We start from the raw sequence: 17,026 nt of genomic DNA, 5'->3' as shown, positions 1-17,026 counted from the left end.
GTCATGAGCTGGCTGGAACGACTGACCCCTCCGGGTGTCTCGAAAATCTTCTCCAAGCGCGACACGCCGGAAAATCTCTGGGTGAAGTGCCCGATATCGGGCGAGATGGTTTTTCACAAGGATCTCGAAGCCGGGATGTTCGTGACGCCGGCCGGCCATCATATGCGCATTGGTCCGGACTATCGTTTCAAATTCACATTTGACGGTGACTGGACGACGCTGGACATGCCGGACGTGCCCAAGGACCCGCTGAAGTTCAAGGACGACAAGCCCTATACCAGCCGCCTCGCCGCCGCCCGCAAGAAGACCGGGCGCGAGGATGTCATGTCCATCGGGCAGGGCGCGATTGGCGGCGTCCCGTCCACCGTGCTGGTCCAGGATTTTGCCTTCATGGGCGGATCACTCGGCATGGCGGCGGGCGAAGCCTTCATCACTGCGGCCAATGCCGCCGTGAAAGACCGCACACCCTTGATCGCTTTTACCGCCGCCGGTGGAGCGCGCATGCAGGAGGGCTGTCTCTCCCTGATGCAGATGCCGCGCACGACGCTGGCGGTTCAGGACCTCAACGAGGCGGGCCTGCCCTATATCGTCGTGCTGGCCGACCCAACGACCGGCGGCGTCACGGCGTCCTATGCCATGCTCGGCGATGTTCATATTTCCGAACCCGGCGCGATGATCGGCTTTGCCGGCCGCCGCGTGATCGAGCAGACCATTCGCGAGAAACTGCCCGAAGGCTTCCAGACGTCCGAATATGTGCTGGAAAAGGGCATGATTGACCGCGTGGTGCATCGCCATGAAATGCGCGACACGCTGGGCCGGATGCTGCGCACGCTGATGAAGCGCGGCGGCTCCAATGTTCCGGCGATCAAGCGCAATTCCCCGCCTGCCGACTATGCCGGCGACTGACCGTCTGCAGCCGGTTCTCGACCGGCTGGCGGCCCTGCATCCGAAAAAGATCGATCTGTCGCTGGGGCGGCTGGAAGCCTTGCTGGACAAGCTTGGCCGCCCGCAGGACAGGCTGCCGCCCGTCATCCATGTCGCTGGCACAAACGGTAAGGGCTCGGTCTGTGCCTATCTGACCGCGATTGCCGAAGCCACTGGCGAGAAGGTTCATGTCTATACCTCGCCGCATCTGGTGCGCTTCAACGAGCGTATCGTGCTGGCCGGGAAGGCGGTGGATGATGCCCACCTGATCGACGCCTTCGAACGCTGTGAGGCCGCCAATGACGGTGCGCCGATCACCTTCTTTGAAATCACCACGGCAGCAGCCTTTATGCTGTTCGCCGAAACGCCGGCCGACCGCCTCATCCTGGAAGTCGGACTGGGCGGCCGGTTGGATGCCACCAATGTCATTGGCAAGCCGCAGGTCAGCGTTATCACGCCGGTCAGTCTTGATCATGCCGAGTTTCTCGGCAGCGATATCGCCGGGATTGCCGGCGAGAAGGCCGGTATTTTGAAGAAAGGCGTACCCGCCATCATCGGCCCGCAACGCAGCGAAGCCGAAGACCGCATCGGGGCGATCGGCAATGCCATTGGCGCACCCTTGCGCCTCTGGGGCCGCGACTATCGCGCCTGGTCGGAACATGACCGCCTCGTCTATGAGGAAGAAAACCTGCTCTGGGATTTGCCGCGTCCCGCTCTCGCCGGCGAACACCAGATCATCAATGCCGGCATTGCCGCCGCCGCTGCGCGCGCTGCCGGTTATAACGAACCCGCCGTGCGCTCGGGACTGGAAAACGCGGTCTGGCCCGCCCGCCTGCAGCGTCTGACATCCGGCCCGGTCGTCGCCGCTGCGGGCGAGGCCGAAGTCTGGCTCGATGGCGGGCACAATGAAGCCGCCGGACAGGCGCTGGCGCGCGCTATGGCAGATCTGGAAGCCCGTTCGCCGCGGCCGCTCATGCTGATCTGTGCCTTCTCGCCCAACAAGGATGCAGCCGCCTTCCTGAGCCATTTTGACGGGCTGGCCCGCCGGGCGCAGGCGATCAGCTTTTCCGGTGGACGCGGCGGCTCCCAGACACAGGTCGAAATCGTCGCCGCCGCGGGAAAGGCCGGTCTGCAGGCCGAGGCCAATACCGATCTCTTTTCCGCCATTGCCGATGCCACGCGCGATGCCCCGTCGCCCCGCATCCTCATCTGCGGCTCACTCTATCTGGCGGGAGAGGTTCTGGGGCTCACCGATGGCGTGACGCCGCACGCAACGAGCGGGTAAAGAAAAAGGGCCCGCCAATCAGCGAGCCCTTCATTCAAGCGTGATGGAGGCCGGATCAGGCTTCCGCTGAAACCAGCGTTTCCTTGATCCATTCCTCGATCTTGGTCTTGGCCATGGCACCGATCTTGGTGGAGACCACTTCGCCGCCACGGACGATCATGAGCGTCGGGATGCCGCGCACGCCATATTTACCTGGGGTCATCGGATTGTCGTCGATATTGACCTTGGCGATGGTGATCTCGCCCGACATGCTCGTCGCGATTTCTTCCAGAGCCGGGCCGATCTGTTTGCACGGACCGCACCATTCTGCCCAGAAGTCCACGAGGACGGGCTTGTCTGATTTCAGAACTTCGCTTTCAAACGAGTCATCGCTGACCGCTATGGTCGACATCGCAACTCTCCTTCATAAATTTCGAATCCTGCAAACCGCAGTTTTCGCTCGGGGCTGACCTAGGTATTGCGGCCCCCGCCGTCAAGCTTTCACACCCGCCGCGAGTGCCTGTTCAAGGGCTGCATCTTCCAGTTCCATCAATCGCGGACCATCGGTCCAGACCAGTGCACACCGCACTTTCCGGCCCGGGTGGATCGCCCGCAGAAGGGCTTGGTAGGCGGCCATTTGGGCCAGATAAAGGCGCGGCACGTCTTTCGCCTCGGTCGGGGGCGGACGGTTGGTTTTATAGTCCACAATCAGGATTTCGTGATCGGTGATGACCAGCCGGTCGACCTGTCCGTTCAAACGCGTGCCGGACGGCAGGCCGGGGGCGGTGCCGGTTAATGACACTTCGGCGAGACTGCCTGGCCCGAAAATCGGCGCAAAGTCGGGATGCAAGATCACCGCCAGCGTCTCATGGGCGATCTGCTCGCGCTGAGCGTCGTCCAGATCGGTTTGCGAGGCCAGATAGGCGCGTGCCGACTCTTCGCGCCGCCCCTCCGGCAGATCGGGCAGGGTTTCCAGCAATTTGTGGATCAGTGAGCCGCGCCGGAAGCGGTGGCCGCCATCATCGGCCAGCGGCGACATCACCGGGCTGTCCATCCCGTCGGCAAGGTGGGACGGCGCAATGGTGCGGGCGATGCCGGCCTCTTCCGCCGCCGGAGCCAGCGCCCAGTCCGGCAGCGTGATCCGCTCGTCCCGCCGGGTCACCTTGCCCAGTTTATCCGGGACGATGCCGAAGCGTTTGGCCGGTTCCATCTCGCCATCTTCGTTGAAAACGGGACTGTCACATTCGGCCCAGCCATCTCCCGTCCAAAGCGTATCAAGGCGTTCATACCAGCTGCGCTTTTCCACGCGGCCCGGCGCGGCATAGCGCTTCCAGCCACAGACCAGCAGGCGGTCGCTGGCTCGCGTCAGCGCGACATAGAGCAGGCGTGCATTCTCGCCATCGGCGCTGGCAGTATCCGCTTCGGAATAAGCCTCGATCAATGGCGGCTTGATCTGTCCGCTCGGTCCCCAGACGATCCCGAAATCTTCTGTGAAGTAGAGGCTGCGATCAGCGCGCGGCTTGGGCGACTGTGTGGTATCGGGAAGAATGACGATGGGCGCTTCCAGCCCTTTCGAGCCGTGCACCGTCATCACCCGGACTTCGCCGCGACCCTGATCCATCTCCCGTTTGATCTGTCCCTCGCCGGCTTTCAGATCGACGATAAAGCCCCGCAGGGACGCCGTATTCTGCTGTTCGAAGCTGATCGCGCGGGCAAGGAATTCCTCGACCGGATCGCGGGCCTCTTCACCCAGGCGCGCAAACAGACGCTTCTGGCGGGTTTCGCCGGTGGCGGAACGCTCATTCAGGAAATCCGCAAAGAAGCCATAGACGCCTGCCATCTCGATCCGGTTGCGCGCCCGCACCAGAGCTTCGCGCGCTTCAGCCAGCGCCGGATCAGTGCTGTCCTGAAGCCGGGACCAGAGGCTTTGCTTGCCGCGATTGTGGGCGAGGTTGAACACGACCTGCTCATCTATCGCCGGCGGGCTTTCGGCAGGGTCGAAGAAGGGCGTCTTCAGGAATTCCGCCAGTTTCAGATCATCCAGCGGATTGAGCGCAATTTCGGCCAGATTGATCAGGTCCTGCACGGCCAGTTCTTCGGTCAGCACCATGCGATCCGCACCGGCCACCGGCACAGAAAGCTGTTTCAGTCGCCGGATCAGCTCCCGGAAAAAGCTGCTGCGGGTGCTGACCAGAACCAGAATGTCTTTGGATTCAGCCGCTCGCAGACCTTTGGTATCCTCGTCATGCACCGCATCGCCATCATCCAGAATGCGGCGAATCTCTGCAGCCACCAGCCCGGCGAGGCGGTGGCTGGAGCTTTGCTGGCTTTCGCGGTCGACCGGTGCAGTCGGATCCGGGTTCTCGGCCTTTTTCTCCGGCGAAACCGCTGGCCAGATCTCGACGAGCCCAGGCCGCTCATCCCACGCGGCCTGATGCGGCCGATAGCGCTCGAAGGCCTGCTGTGAGGGCTCATAGCCCGCACTGACGACGTCGCCATCCGGGGCGACGAACTTGGTTTCGGGCGCAGACAGGACGGCCTTGCGTTCGCCCAGCAGGCGTTCCGGATCGAAGGCCTGATCAACGGCCGACAGAATGACCGGTGCGGACCGGAAGGAGACCGACAGGGACGGCGTTTCAAACTTTTGCCGGGCCGCGTTCGCATCGGTGCGCACGCGTTCGCCCCAGGCCAGGAATTGCCGGGGTTCGGCGCCCTGGAAGGAATAGATCGACTGCTTTTCATCGCCGACCGTAAAGACAGTTTTCGGCGTTGCGCGGTCTATGCCCGCACCGGAGAAATAATCTTCGACCAGAGCGCCAATGACGCGCCATTGCTCGGGCGCATTGTCCTGCGCTTCATCCACCAGAACATGCTCAATGCCCTGATCCAGCTTGTAGCGGACCCAGTCCCGCGCCTGGGAATCATCCAGCAATTTCACCGCAAAGGCGATCAGATCGGCATAATCCAGCCGGCGGCGGGCGCGCAGTCCCGCTTCATGGCGGCGGATATAGTCTGCACTGATCCGCGTGGCCGCTTCTGACGCCTCGGCCATATCGGCGGCGGCGACCCGAAGGCGCAAATCCGAAAGGCGAGCGGCTTCGCGATTGAGCAAATCATCAATCGCCGGAAACGCCTCGCGGATTGACTTGGTAACGAGGCTTTTCCGTAACTCGCCTTTCTGCGTGAAATAGACATCATTGATGAGCGCCAGCGCCGCCGCAGGCTCGGTCGCTCGCAGGGCCGCCCGGATACGGTCCGCCTGTTGCTGGTCTGTTTTGGACCCGGTGGCGAGCGTCTCAGCGGCCGACAGCAGCGCGTCCTGCGGTGCGTCCAGCCAGCCGCTTTCGGTCAGGCCGCTGGCAGTCTCATTGTCCGACAGACCCAGCTCGGCCCGCAGCGCTGCCCGCAAGCCCGCTTCGCCGCGTTCAAGAAGCAGGCGGGAAAAATCCAGACGTTTGCCCGCCGCCAGCCGGACGATCAGGTCAAAACTGTCCACACTGCGCGCATTGAGCACTTCCAGCGCTTCATGCAGGGCCGAGTCCGTTTGGGCGGCCAACAGCAGACCGCGCCGTGCCTCGGCAGCTATGGCGCGATTATCGGCATCATCCGCCACATCAAAACCGGGCGGCAGACCCGCTTCCAGCGGGAAGCGCTGCAGGAGCGACTGGCAGAAGGCGTGGATGGTTTGCACCGCCAGACCACCCGGCGTTTCCAGTGCGCGGGCAAAGAGCTTTCGCGCCTCGGCGAGTTCCTCACGGGAATAGTCCGCGCCTTTGACATTGTGCAGATCGTTCAGCTCTTTGGTCAGGGCCTCATCATCGGCGATTGACCAACTGCCAAGCCGGGCAAACAGGCGCGATTTCATCTCGCCCGCCGCCGCCTTGGTATAGGTCAGGCAGAGAATCTTGTCCGGCCTGGAGCCCGTCAACAGAAGGCGTGCCACCCGGCTGACCAGAACGCGGGTTTTGCCCGACCCGGCATTGGCCTCCACGTGAATGTGGTGATCGGGCCGGGCCGCCAGCGTCTGTTGCTCAGTGGCGTGTTCAATGGCGGGGGTCATGCCGGGCCTCCGTCAGAATCTTCCGCCGATGACCACTCCGCGCGGCGGCTGAGTCGGTCATAATCGCCCCATTCATTCTCGAATTGCGGGAAGACCTGCGCCAGATAGGGCGTGCTCTCCTTGCTGTATCGCTCGATCAGCCGCCGCAATATGTCTTCATACTGGACAACAAAATCCTCGGTGGATTTCGGCTCGCGCCCGCTATCATTGATCTTCACTTCGGTGCCGGCCTCGCGCCCACCGGACAGCTTGATGTAGAGAAGATCGCCCGGTTCGGCCGGGTCAATTCCCTCAAATGCGCCATCGCGCAGCATTGCCGCTTCTAGCGGCGTCTGGGGTTCAAACCCTGCTGCCGTGGCGGTCGCCGAGGGCGTGCGGCCGGTTTTGTAGTCGAGAATGTCGATCCGGTTATCCGGACGATCATCCAGACGGTCCGCCCTGCCGCGCAAGGTGAAGTCCGTGCCGGCAACCTGCCATTCCGCTCTTTTCTCCAGCCCGATAGGCCGGATGTCCCTCGCACGGCGGGCCGCCTCCCAATCGAGGAACCACCGGGCGAGGCGCTCGAACCGGATCATGTCCGGCACCAGTTCGGCCTCGTCCATCCCGGCCTCGATCGCCGCATCACGACCCAGTTTCATCAGATCATGAAGAGCATGCTCGGGCAGAGGTCCCGGGCCGGTATTTTTCAGAAACAGCTCGAATGCCTTGTGGATGGCGGTGCCACGCGTGGAGGGAAGCGCATTCTGATCGAGATCATCCTGTGGCCTCAGACCCAGAATGCGGCGCGCATAAATCGTGTAGGGATCACGGATCCAGTTGCGGATTTCAGTGACCGACAGGGTTTTCGGGCGCACCGAGACAGGCGGGCAGGGCCGCGGCTCGGTCACAGCGACCGGGTCTGGGGTATGATCCAGCGCGCGGGCGAGTGCGAGATAGTCTGTCGCCGGTGACAGGACCTTGCCGGCATCCTCGCCCAGAGCGCCTCGGGCCAGCGTTTTCAGACGCCACAGCCAGCGCGAGGCGACGGCAGGCGCGCCATCCTGTTTCACGGACCGGGTTAGCATGGCCTCGGGCGCACAAGCCAGCTGCGCAAAGTCGTGCGCGGCCAGACCCAGCCGCTTTTCGCGCGGCGGCAGTCCGGCCTCTGCGCGCATGCCGCGTGACATCCACGGATCAATGCCCAGACCGGCAGGCCAGATACCTTCATTGAGCCCCGCCAGAATAACGCGATCCGCGGACAGCAGACGCGCTTCGATTGGCCCCAGCAGACGCAGGCGTGGATGGACTTCGCCGCGCGGACGAACCGGGCGCGCGCGGGCCAGCGTATCAAACAGCTCGGCATAATCGCGCAGGGTCAGGTCCGGCAAAATCTCCGATTCGGTAATGAGTTCACGGATCAGGGTCGCGGCCGCTTCGCCGTCTTCATTGATCCAGAGCCGCTCTGCTCCGGCGCGCATGTCATCTGCGGCGAGGGCTTCTCCTGTTTCCGCTTGCAGGCGCGCCCAGTCGGCGACGGGCCGGGTCTCGCCTGCCAGACGCGACAGATGCCCCGTCAGCTGGTCCATCAGCGCCTTGTCGCCTGCTGCCTCAAGGCGCGCGGAGATCGAGGCAAAGGATCTCCCCGGCCGCGCACCGCGGAGGGCGATATCAATCGCATCAAATCGCTGCCGGGCCTTCCCGCGCGACAGGCCCAGCGCGAAAAATGGCGAGGCCCACAGCGCGGCCAGAGGCTGGGTTGCGCCGGGATCGGCGGCGGCATCCAGGATCAGCCGCAGAAAACTGCCCGCTGGCGTCTGCGACAATGGCCGCCCGGCGGAATCGTCCAGCGCCACGCCATAGCCCCGCATGGCGGCCAGGACGCGGTCCGCAATGCCCCGGTCCGGTGTCACGACCATGGCCGTTTTGCCGGGCGTTTCGAGGGTTTCGCGAACCGCAAGCGCAATCGCGCGGGCCTCCACTTCAGGTGTCGGTGCTTCCAGAATGGAGAGCCCCTTGAAGCCGGCATCTAGAAAACCCGCCCCCCAGCCGCTTTCGATCTCATCGATCCGCGACAGCCAGTCGCTCGTTTCCTCGGCGGGCCGAAGGGATTCCGCGAGGATGCGTTGCCGCGCAGCGCCCTGATTATCGGCGGCATGACCGGGCCAGTTGGCGACCTTGCTGCGCGGAAGATCGATCTTCTTCAGGAAAGCCTGCATGGCCTGCTGGGGATGCTGGTCATCATCTTCCAGCGCCGCCCAGGCCTTGTCATCCATATCCCGATCAAGACCGGGAAGGACAACCGCGCCTTGCGGCATGTGGGCGATGGCGGCCATCAGATCGGCTGCGGCCGGAATCGACCCGGTCGAGCCGGCCGCAATCACCGGGCCCGGCGGCGGGTCTTCCCGCCATCGATCTGCCAGAGCTGAGAGAAGCGCCGACCGCCGTTGAGCGGGATCGCTCATGCCCAGCTCGGCCAGACGCAGCGGCCAGGCGGCCATAACGATGGTGATGAAGTCGGCGGATTCTTTCAGATGGTCCGGCAGGAGGGCGCGAATGGTTTCGCCCAGAGCGGACACATCACCGGTTTCCTCGGTCCAGATATCATCAATCAGCTGGCTCAGCGGGCCCGCCAGTGCGATGGCCTCTGCCGTCGCCATGGTACCGCCCTGAGCGGCGTCCTTGGCGAGGATCAGCCGCGCGAGCTCGAACGTGCGGCGCACCGGGTTGATGGCTGGCGGCGCAATCGTGGCGAGCTCACCCGGCTCGAACGGCGGATCATCGGCATCCACATCGCCGATCGGACGGATAAGCGGCAGAAGCGTGGCCTCAGCACTGTTGGCGAGACTGGAAAAAGCTGCGGCCAGGGCGCGTCCGGCACGGCGGGTTGGCGTCAAAATGGTGACCCGCGCCAGCGATTCCGGTGTGGCGCCAAACTCGGCTTTCAGGGTTTCGGCCAGAAGCTTCAGGAAATCGGTTTGCGGCGGCGTTGTGAAAACGCGTGGACAATCGGGTTTGAAGATTTCGCTCATGTCAGCCGCGCCTCTGCGGCGTCGCGGGCATCAGGGTCCCCGACATGCATCCAGAAGGCGTTCATGACCAGACCATGGACACGCCCCTTTGCGAGCAGTTCATCCCAGATCCGGTTGAGCGAGAACGCCTCCTCGGGATATCCCTCAATCACCTGCGGGTTGAGAATCTGGGTTCCAGCGAAGACGAAGGGCGCGCTGTCAGCGTAGCCGCGACGGCGGACACGGCCGTCATCATCAAGAAAGAAGTCTCCTGCACCGCCATAGCCCGACGTGTCCTCGCGGCGCGCCAGCAGGAGCAGGGCGTCCATGTCATCGCCCCGCCATGCCGCGCGGAGCCGATCCAGCTCGCACGTTGCACCCTCGCTCCAGAGCGCGTCGATATTGGAAACAAAAATGGGCGCATCACCGAGCAAAGGCCGTGCCTTGACCAGTCCGCCCCCGGTTTCGAGAACCTGATCACTTTCGTCTGAAATCTGGAGGGCTGGAGGGCCGGTCCGCGCAGCGAGATGGTCGCGCATCAGATCGGTAAAATGGTGGATATTGACCACGGCATTGGAAACACCGGCAAGGGCGAACCGGTCAAGCACATGATCGAGCAGCGGCTTTCCGCACACCTCGACCAGCGCTTTGGGCCGGGTCAGGGTCAGCGGCCGCATCCGTGTGCCCAAACCCGCGGCCAGCGCCATGCCCGTTTCAATCGTGATCATCCGCTCGCCATTTCTTTCAGTTCAGGCGCGAGAGCATGGATCAGGGCGCGCACATCTGAAAGGGCAGGATGGGAGATATCTGTGAGGAAGTGGCGGGCGACACGCGGCAACAGGTCGAGATATTTCGGTTTGCCATCCCTCAGGGCCAGCCGCACGAATATACCGAGGATTTTGGCATTCCGCTGAGCCCCCAGAACCGCATAGGCGGCATCGAACGCATCCGCGTCGGAAATATGCGACGCTCTAAGAAAATGCGCCTTCATATCTGCCGCCAGATCCGGCGGCACGTCGCGGCGCGCATCTTCCAGCAGGGACACCAGATCATAGGCCGGGTGAACAAACAGAGCGTCCTGATAATCGATGAGTCCGGCACGAGCCGGACCGGTCCGTGTCGGCAGCCAGAGTAAATTCTCTGCATGATAGTCGCGGAGCGCCAGACCTGTGGCTTCCGTTCCCAGCGCCGGGAAAACGGCCGACCAGACATGCCGCCAGCTTTGCCGGTCAGCGGACGAGACCGCCCGGCCCAGATGTTTTTCGACATACCAGTCGAGGAAAAGTTCGGTCTCCGCCAGCAGGGCCGGACCGTCATAATCGAGAATATGCCATTCGCCGCCATGATGGTGGAGCTCGGACGGAAAGCTGGAGCGATAAATGGCCGCCAGCGCTTCGACGCCATGACGATAAAGCTCGCCCTCGTCCGCGCCTGCCGGAATGGCGCGGGCAAAGAGGTCATCGCCCAGATCCTCCAGCAGGAGCAGGCCGCCGGGTAGATCCGCAGACAGGATGCGGGGTGCTGAAAACCCGCGGGCCGTCAGTTCCTCGGTCAGGCCGGCAAAGGCCGCCAGATTGGGCCCGGCCAACCGCGCCAGCGCGTTATAGCCGAGGGCCGCGCGTTCCTCCGGTGTGGCATCCGGCGGGCAGGCGGGCGCTTCGGCCTGCGCGGGAGCATTCATTAGTACGGCGGTCTCATCGCCCAGATAAAGCCGACGATAACTGCGGGTGGACGCATCACCGGGAAAGGCCTGCTGTCGGGCAGTGTCCCAACCCGCCGCTTTCAGAAATCCTGAAATCTCGTTCTCGCGATCAGACATGTGTGAGCGCGTCTCCCCATTCGCCGACCGGGGAAATCTGCGCGATTCTCTGCGGCCCGTCCTGCACCAGATGTAGGTCGAGCCGCCGCCCCGGCAGATAGCGCCCCAGCCGGTCCGGCCATTCGATCAGGCAGATCGCATCTTCGAAGGCGTCATCCAGTCCGAGCTCCTCCAGCTCGCTTTCGTCTTCAATGCGGTAGAGATCGGCATGCAACAGCCAGTCGCCGCTTTCCGTGTCATAGGACTGCACCAGCGTATAGGTCGGGCTCGGCGCATCGGTCACGCCGCAAAGGGCCGCAATCATGCCGCGTGCGAGCGTGGTCTTGCCCATGCCCAGATCACCATGCAGGAGGACAATATCGCCGGGCTTCAGCACGGTGCCGAGGCGGGCACCAAGCCTTTCGGTCGCGGCGGCATCCGGCAGGGGAAAAGAGATCGGTGGAGCGGTCATCCCCTTCGATTAGTGAAGCGCGCCGCGCCCGGCAAGCACCCTCGTCTTGACTTTCCGCGCCCGAGCCGCCAATTCGCCACCGACTTGCGGAGGCGGAACATGGCGAAAATCACCTATATCGAGCACGATGGCACGAAGCATGAGATTGATGTGGCCGATGGCCTGACGGTCATGGAAGGCGCGATTCGCAACATGGTGCCGGGTATTGATGCCGATTGCGGCGGCGCCTGCGCTTGCGCGACCTGCCATGTCTATGTCGATGAAGCCTGGACCGGCAAGATAGGTGAGAAATCCGGCGTCGAGGAATCCATGCTCGATTTCGCGAGCGATGTTCAGGAGACCTCGCGCCTGTCCTGCCAGATCAAGGTCTCACCGGAGCTGGACGGTCTGATCGTCCGCATGCCCGAATATCAGGGCTAGCCTTCCGCGGCGGCCTTCTCGCCATCCGGGCGCAAGAGGCCGGTCAGGTCGAGTTCCGGCGCTGATGCCACTTTGGCGATGACCGGCAGGTGGCAGACGACCGTCGTACCTTCTTCCGGGGCTGAGGCGAGATCGACCCAGCCGCCATGCATCTCAACGATTTCCTTGACGAGGGCGAGGCCAAGCCCGGCCCCTCCGCGCTGCCCGCGCTCGAAGCGTTCAAACACGCGGGCCTGACGATCGGGCGAAATGCCCTCGCCGGTATCCGCGACGGTGATCGACGCTGAATCCTCATCGCGCTTGACGGTCAGCGTGATGCGGCCATCGCGCGGCGTATGGTTCAGGGCGTTGGACAGGAGATTGACGGTAATCTGGCGCAAGCGCTTGGCATCGCCGGTGATAACCGCCTCGCCCGACGGCGCATTCACGGCCAGACGCACACCTGCATGCTCGGCCTTGGAGGCCAGCAGCTCGACGGCATCTGATGCCAGTTCCTTCAGATCGACATCGCCGGGATCAAGCTCCAGCTGGCCGGCATCAATGGCTGCGACATCGAGAATGTCGGTGACCATTTTTTCCAGCTCGTCGGCTGCGGAACGCACATAGCCGAGATAATTCTGTTGTTGTTCGCTCAGCTCGCCGGCAATGCCCTGCAGGATCATGTCGGAATAGCCGGTGATCGTCGTCAGCGGGGTGCGCAGCTGATAGCTGACATGCTCCACAAACTCGCCCTTGATCCGCTCCGACGCTTCCAGCGCCTCTGCGCGCTCGCGAAGCGCATCCTCGATCCGGCGGCTATCGGTGACATCCTGCCAGGCGATCAGCGTGGCGCCATCCGGCAGCGGACGGGACAGCCAGACCAGAACCTTGCCGTCTTCGCGTTCCATTTCGCCTGTGACATGGCGGCGCGCTTCCGGGCTCGGATCGGCGACGCGGGCCTTCATATCCGCCCAGACGCCCGGATTATCAAACAGGGCCGAGCATTTCTCGGCGACTATTTCAAGCTCCGGCTGACCGTCGAGTTCGGCGGCTTCCAGATTCCACAATTGCTCGAATTCCGAATTGTGCAGGCGCAGCCGGCCATCCGAACCGAACACGGCGACGGCCTCATGCAGCTTGTCCAGCGTGGCGCGCTGCACATTGATCAGCGTGTTATAGCGCGAGCGCAGGGAGAGCTCGTCTGTCTTGTCCTCGAACACCAGGAGCAGGCCGCCCAGCGGGTTGCGCTGGCGGGCGACGCGCAGCGTGCGTCCATCGGGCAGATTCCACAATTCGTCCGGGATTTCGGTGTCCGGGGCATCGTCATAGCGGGCCAGCTCGGCCTTCTTCCAGCCGGCATAATCGGCCTGTTCGGGGATTTTGCGGGCTTCGCGCAAACGGTCCAGCATCTCGCCATGACCGGGGCGTCCATCCAGCATCTGCCGGTCAAGGCCGAAGAGATTGTCGAAAGCGGTATTGCGGAAGACCATTTTCTGACCGCGATCAAATACGGCCACAGCTTCAGCCAGCTGATCCAGCGTATCGTCAAAGGCGCGGCGGAAGCGTTTCAGCGCGGTCTTGGCCTCTTCGCCATCGGTGACATCCAGCGCAAAACCGGCAGCCCCGCCCGAAATCGGGAAGCTGACCAGATCCAGCGCGCGGCGCGAGCCTTCGACCACGACCGGCTTCAATGCCGAGACCGCTTCGCCGGATTTGGCCGCTTCCATCGCCAGATCCTTGATGGCGGGCTCCAGAGCGATCTGCTTTTCCAGCACGTCGGCTGGCGTATCGACCTCGACGGCGCGGGCATAGGCGGCATTGGCCCAGACAATGCGGCCGGTTGCATTCATCCGCCAGGACGGATAGGGCGCACGCTCCAGCGTATCGAGAATGGCAATCGGGTCGGCTTCCAGCTGGCGGCGGGCATCCTCGACCCGGCCGCGCGCTTCGGATTCATCCAGTCCGCGGATCGTGGCGTCCGACAGCCAGACGACAAGCTGTGTCCCGGCGGCGCGGGCATCGGCTTCCAGAAAGCGGCCTTCCGGGCCGATAATGGTCAGCGAGAAGGGTCGGCCATCGGCAATCAGCTCCGCAAAGCGGCGGCGCAGCGTGGTGTCATCTCCGGCCGCCGAGCGTGCTTCATAGTCCGCAACGCCTTCCAGCAGCAATCCCGCCGGATTGGGACCATCGCTGGCCTCGGCAAATTTCAGCAGGCTGGCGAGCGCGCTTGGCGAACCGAATATGCGCGGCGTGCCCCAGCCGGACAGCTTGCCGTCGTCGAGTTCGGGAATGTCATCCCAGACCAGGACCAGTCCGGGGAAGGCGCCGAATACGCCATCGGCGCGGGCAATCTTGTCTTCCAGTTCGCGGGATCGCTTGCGCCACAAGGCCTGTGCCGCCCGTGCGCCCGCCGTCAGGCGATAGGCCCACAGACCCGCAATCAGGCCGAACACTACGGCCGCCAGCGTGACGGAAATCGAGACGATCTCGGTTATGTTGATCCCGCCCTCGGGCATACCGGCGAAGTCCCCCATGGATAAAGACGGCGCAAGCGCGCGCCTTTTCGAATCACCACTCTACCCGCTTCGCGAATCGAGGGGGAGGGGGGATGTGGATTAGGTGTATTCTTCCAGTACCAGTGGGAAATAATAGATTCCGTCTTCGGTCGGCTGGCCGTCCATGAGACAGTCCGCCAGGAGATCTATCCTAAAACGAAATCCACAACGGATTCCAATCCTGTTTGATTGAAACCCTTCCGGGCACCCCGAGAAACTTAACCGACAAACGGTTGGTTGCGTCGGAAGGTTGGGTTCTGAACCGAACGAGTGCAATTCCTGATCCAACTCCTCCGACTCTCGAGCGAGCAAAAAACTTCTGTCGTTTCTATCGGTCCATCGAACTGCGGAAGGCGAGTTGTTGCCAGCTCTGTATTCGAAAGCAAGCTGGCCCACGCCAAAACTCGACGCCATTGGCGATTCGTGCAGTCGCGGCAAACTATCCAGCAGGGAGCCCACGTCGCAATCAGACCGCTCGTATGAGATTGCCAGTACCCGATAGAAAGCCTGAGTCTCAACCAATGGCAGATAATTGTCACCGGCGCACTCTTCACAGGGCAAAAACTGCCATGAAAACGGTTCGCGCTCTTCGCGAGGATAGTAAATCGCATATTACCGGTGAAATTCTTCGCCGGCCTCCGGGCTATCCACCTGCAAAAGAGCAGGCATGGCAAGGAAAGTCGCGACAGTGAGTATTGCCGCCCCGGCCAGTGACCCGATCCATCTAAAAATCATGTGCGCCTCCCTCTGTATGGCAGACTATCGCAGATTGCGGCCAATCTTTGACTGACGATTGGGGGCAATATCGCATTCCCCTCCCCCTCTGTAGGGAGGGGAAGGGGTGGGGGCTTCCGGATATCACCCCACCCTGACGGCTGCGCCGTCTTCCCTCCCCATAAAGGGGAGGGGAATAAGTGCACCATCACCAACACACCTCCCCATTTGACGCGCCGCCTCTCAAGCGCGATATGAGCGCCAATGACAGATGACCGCCCCCGAGGGCGAGGGAGAGACGAGATGCGCGAGATCAATCACTTCATCGATGGCAAGAGCTTTACCGGCAAGACCGGCAAGTTCGGCGATGTCTACAACCCCAATACCGGGGAGGTGCAGGCGCGCGTCCAGTTTGCCGATGAGGCCGAAGTCGCTAGGGCGATTGAGGGTGCCAAGAAAGGCCAGCGCATCTGGGCCGCGATGAACCCGCAGCGGCGTGCCCGCGTCCTGATGACCTACAAGACTCTGGTCGAAAACGAGATGGATGAGCTGGCGCATCTCCTCTCCTCCGAGCATGGCAAGGTGATTGCCGACGCCAAGGGCGATCTGATCCGTGGGTTGGAAGTGATCGAATTCGCCTGCGGCGTGCCGCATCTGATGAAAGGCGAGTACACCGAAGGCGCCGGCCCCGGCATCGACGTCTATTCCATGCGTCAGGCCTTGGGGGTGGTCGCAGGGATCACGCCGTTCAACTTCCCCGCCATGATCCCGATGTGGTTCATGGGTATGTCGATCGCGACGGGCAATGCGCTGGTTCTGAAGCCGTCGGAAAAAGACCCCTCCGTCCCGGTCCGCCTCGCCGAATTGTGGATGGAAGCCGGCCTGCCCGAAGGCGTGCTGCAGATCGTGCATGGCGACAAGCAGGCGGTTGATGCCCTGCTGACCCATGACGATATCAAGGCGGTTTCCTTCGTCGGATCGTCCGATATCGCGCACTATATCGCCCGCACCTGCACCGAGCAGGGCAAGCGCTTCCAGGCCATGGGCGGCGCGAAAAACCACGGCATCATCATGCCGGATGCGGATATGGATCAGGTCGTCAATGATTTCCTCGGCGCAGCCTATGGTTCGGCCGGCGAACGCTGCATGGCGCTGCCCGTGGCTGTCCCGGTCGGCAAGGATACGGCGGATGAATTCGTCGGCCGCATGCTGGAAGAAGCCAAGAAGCTGCGCGTCGGCGTCTCCACCGACAGTGATGCGCATTACGGCCCGGTCGTATCAGCTGCGCACAAGCAGCGCGTCGAAGACTATATCACTATGGGCGTGGAAGAGGGCGCGGACCTTCTCCTCGATGGCCGCGGCTTCAAGCTGCAGGGCCATGAAAATGGCTATTTCATCGGCCCGACCCTGTTCGATAATGTCAAACCCGGTATGAAGACTTATGAAGAGGAAATCTTCGGGCCCGTCCTGCAAGTCGTGCGTGCCGAAAACCTCGACGAAGCCGCGCATCTGCCCAGCGATCACCAGTATGGCAATGGCGTGGCGCTCTTCACCCGCTCCGGTCTGGCGGCGCGTGAATTCGCTGCGAAAGTCCAGGTCGGCATGGTCGGCATCAATGTGCCGATTCCGGTGCCGGTGGCCTATCACTCCTTCGGTGGCTGGAAGCGTTCGGCCTTCACCGACACCAACCAGTACGGCACCGAGGGCATCCGCTTCTTCACCAAGATCAAGACCGTGACCCAGCGCTGGCCGACCGGCGATATCGGCGATCAGGCGTTTGTGATTCCGACAATGCAGTAGAATTCAACCGTCATCCCGGACAGGCGTCAGCCTGATCCGGGACCCATTCCGGA

Annotated in this window: 12 protein-coding genes; 4 read left to right on the top strand and 8 right to left on the bottom strand. The window is 62.8% G+C overall.

Translation table 11 applies throughout. From position 1 onward, the window contains the following. The first annotated feature begins 3 nt into the window (after positions 1-3). Together accD and P0D52_RS12825 are read left to right on the top strand one after the other, a co-directional pair. The gene (gene accD / locus P0D52_RS12830) at positions 4-906 is read left to right on the top strand and encodes an acetyl-CoA carboxylase, carboxyltransferase subunit beta (protein WP_394693042.1); all 903 of its coding nucleotides are present in this window, start codon (positions 4-6) and stop codon (positions 904-906) included. Further along, the gene (locus tag P0D52_RS12825; protein ID WP_394693041.1) at positions 893-2,209 is read left to right on the top strand and encodes a bifunctional folylpolyglutamate synthase/dihydrofolate synthase; all 1,317 of its coding nucleotides are present in this window, start codon (positions 893-895) and stop codon (positions 2,207-2,209) included. Before accD ends, P0D52_RS12825 begins: the two co-directional genes overlap by 14 nt. Positions 2,210-2,264: 55 nt before the next feature. Here the strand turns inward: P0D52_RS12825 and trxA are convergent, their stop codons facing one another. The 6 genes from trxA to tsaE form a co-directional block, all read right to left on the bottom strand. After that, the gene (gene trxA / locus P0D52_RS12820) at positions 2,265-2,600 is read right to left on the bottom strand and encodes a thioredoxin (protein ID WP_394693040.1); all 336 of its coding nucleotides are present in this window, start codon (positions 2,598-2,600) and stop codon (positions 2,265-2,267) included. Between the two features lie 81 nt (positions 2,601-2,681). Then, positions 2,682-6,248: a double-strand break repair helicase AddA gene (addA, locus tag P0D52_RS12815; protein ID WP_394693039.1), complete on the bottom strand. Its 3,567-nt coding sequence runs from the start codon at positions 6,246-6,248 to the stop codon at positions 2,682-2,684. Then, complete coding sequence (locus tag P0D52_RS12810; protein ID WP_394693038.1) at positions 6,245-9,256, bottom strand: PD-(D/E)XK nuclease family protein; 3,012 nt, start codon at positions 9,254-9,256, stop codon at positions 6,245-6,247. The genes addA and P0D52_RS12810 overlap by 4 nt, the downstream gene beginning before the upstream one ends. Then, complete coding sequence (locus P0D52_RS12805) at positions 9,253-9,963, bottom strand: nucleotidyltransferase family protein (RefSeq protein ID WP_394693037.1); 711 nt, start codon at positions 9,961-9,963, stop codon at positions 9,253-9,255. The genes P0D52_RS12810 and P0D52_RS12805 overlap by 4 nt, the downstream gene beginning before the upstream one ends. Next, a complete protein-coding gene (locus P0D52_RS12800; RefSeq protein WP_394693036.1) occupies positions 9,960-11,054 on the bottom strand; it encodes an aminoglycoside phosphotransferase family protein in 1,095 nt (364 codons plus the stop codon). The genes P0D52_RS12805 and P0D52_RS12800 overlap by 4 nt, the downstream gene beginning before the upstream one ends. After that, a complete protein-coding gene (gene tsaE, locus P0D52_RS12795) occupies positions 11,047-11,505 on the bottom strand; it encodes a tRNA (adenosine(37)-N6)-threonylcarbamoyltransferase complex ATPase subunit type 1 TsaE (RefSeq protein ID WP_394693035.1) in 459 nt (152 codons plus the stop codon). The genes P0D52_RS12800 and tsaE overlap by 8 nt, the downstream gene beginning before the upstream one ends. Before the next feature lie 99 nt (positions 11,506-11,604). On the opposite strand from tsaE, the gene P0D52_RS12790 reads away from it, so the two are divergent. Beyond that, positions 11,605-11,925 carry a 2Fe-2S iron-sulfur cluster-binding protein gene (locus tag P0D52_RS12790; RefSeq protein ID WP_394693034.1) on the top strand — a complete coding sequence of 107 codons (321 nt, stop codon included), beginning with the start codon at positions 11,605-11,607 and terminating at the stop codon, positions 11,923-11,925. Here P0D52_RS12790 and P0D52_RS12785 read toward each other — a convergent pair. Further along, positions 11,922-14,420, bottom strand: coding sequence for an ATP-binding protein (locus tag P0D52_RS12785; protein WP_394693033.1), 2,499 nt, complete (start codon positions 14,418-14,420; stop codon positions 11,922-11,924). The genes P0D52_RS12790 and P0D52_RS12785 overlap by 4 nt on opposite strands. Positions 14,421-15,071: 651 nt before the next feature. Beyond that, on the bottom strand, positions 15,072-15,194 hold the full coding sequence (locus P0D52_RS12780; RefSeq protein WP_394693032.1) for a hypothetical protein: 123 nt from the start codon (positions 15,192-15,194) through the stop codon (positions 15,072-15,074). A gap of 282 nt (positions 15,195-15,476) precedes the next feature. Here P0D52_RS12780 and P0D52_RS12775 point away from each other — a divergent pair, with 282 nt between their 5' ends. Continuing rightward, positions 15,477-16,973 carry a CoA-acylating methylmalonate-semialdehyde dehydrogenase gene (locus tag P0D52_RS12775; protein WP_394693031.1) on the top strand — a complete coding sequence of 499 codons (1,497 nt, stop codon included), beginning with the start codon at positions 15,477-15,479 and terminating at the stop codon, positions 16,971-16,973. Positions 16,974-17,026 lie beyond the last annotated feature (53 nt).

The organism is Hyphobacterium sp. (assembly GCF_043584775.1).
In the GTDB taxonomy this organism is placed as follows: domain Bacteria; phylum Pseudomonadota; class Alphaproteobacteria; order Caulobacterales; family Maricaulaceae; genus Hyphobacterium.
Note: the sequence above shows the minus strand (reverse complement) of the source record. Positions and strands in the feature narration are given on the sequence as shown.

Excerpts from the sequence above, each read along its gene's own strand:
- accD (WP_394693042.1), top strand. The coding sequence starts at position 4 with ATGAGCTGGCTGGAACGACTGACCCCTCCGGGTGTCTCGAAAATCTTC.
- P0D52_RS12825 (WP_394693041.1), top strand. The coding sequence starts at position 893 with ATGCCGGCGACTGACCGTCTGCAGCCGGTTCTCGACCGGCTGGCGGCC.
- trxA (WP_394693040.1), bottom strand. The coding sequence starts at position 2,600 with ATGTCGACCATAGCGGTCAGCGATGACTCGTTTGAAAGCGAAGTTCTG.
- addA (WP_394693039.1), bottom strand. The coding sequence starts at position 6,248 with ATGACCCCCGCCATTGAACACGCCACTGAGCAACAGACGCTGGCGGCC.
- P0D52_RS12810 (WP_394693038.1), bottom strand. The coding sequence starts at position 9,256 with ATGAGCGAAATCTTCAAACCCGATTGTCCACGCGTTTTCACAACGCCG.
- P0D52_RS12805 (WP_394693037.1), bottom strand. The coding sequence starts at position 9,963 with ATGATCACGATTGAAACGGGCATGGCGCTGGCCGCGGGTTTGGGCACA.
- P0D52_RS12800 (WP_394693036.1), bottom strand. The coding sequence starts at position 11,054 with ATGTCTGATCGCGAGAACGAGATTTCAGGATTTCTGAAAGCGGCGGGT.
- tsaE (WP_394693035.1), bottom strand. The coding sequence starts at position 11,505 with ATGACCGCTCCACCGATCTCTTTTCCCCTGCCGGATGCCGCCGCGACC.
- P0D52_RS12790 (WP_394693034.1), top strand. The coding sequence starts at position 11,605 with ATGGCGAAAATCACCTATATCGAGCACGATGGCACGAAGCATGAGATT.
- P0D52_RS12785 (WP_394693033.1), bottom strand. The coding sequence starts at position 14,420 with ATGCCCGAGGGCGGGATCAACATAACCGAGATCGTCTCGATTTCCGTC.
- P0D52_RS12780 (WP_394693032.1), bottom strand. The coding sequence starts at position 15,194 with ATGATTTTTAGATGGATCGGGTCACTGGCCGGGGCGGCAATACTCACT.
- P0D52_RS12775 (WP_394693031.1), top strand. The coding sequence starts at position 15,477 with ATGCGCGAGATCAATCACTTCATCGATGGCAAGAGCTTTACCGGCAAG.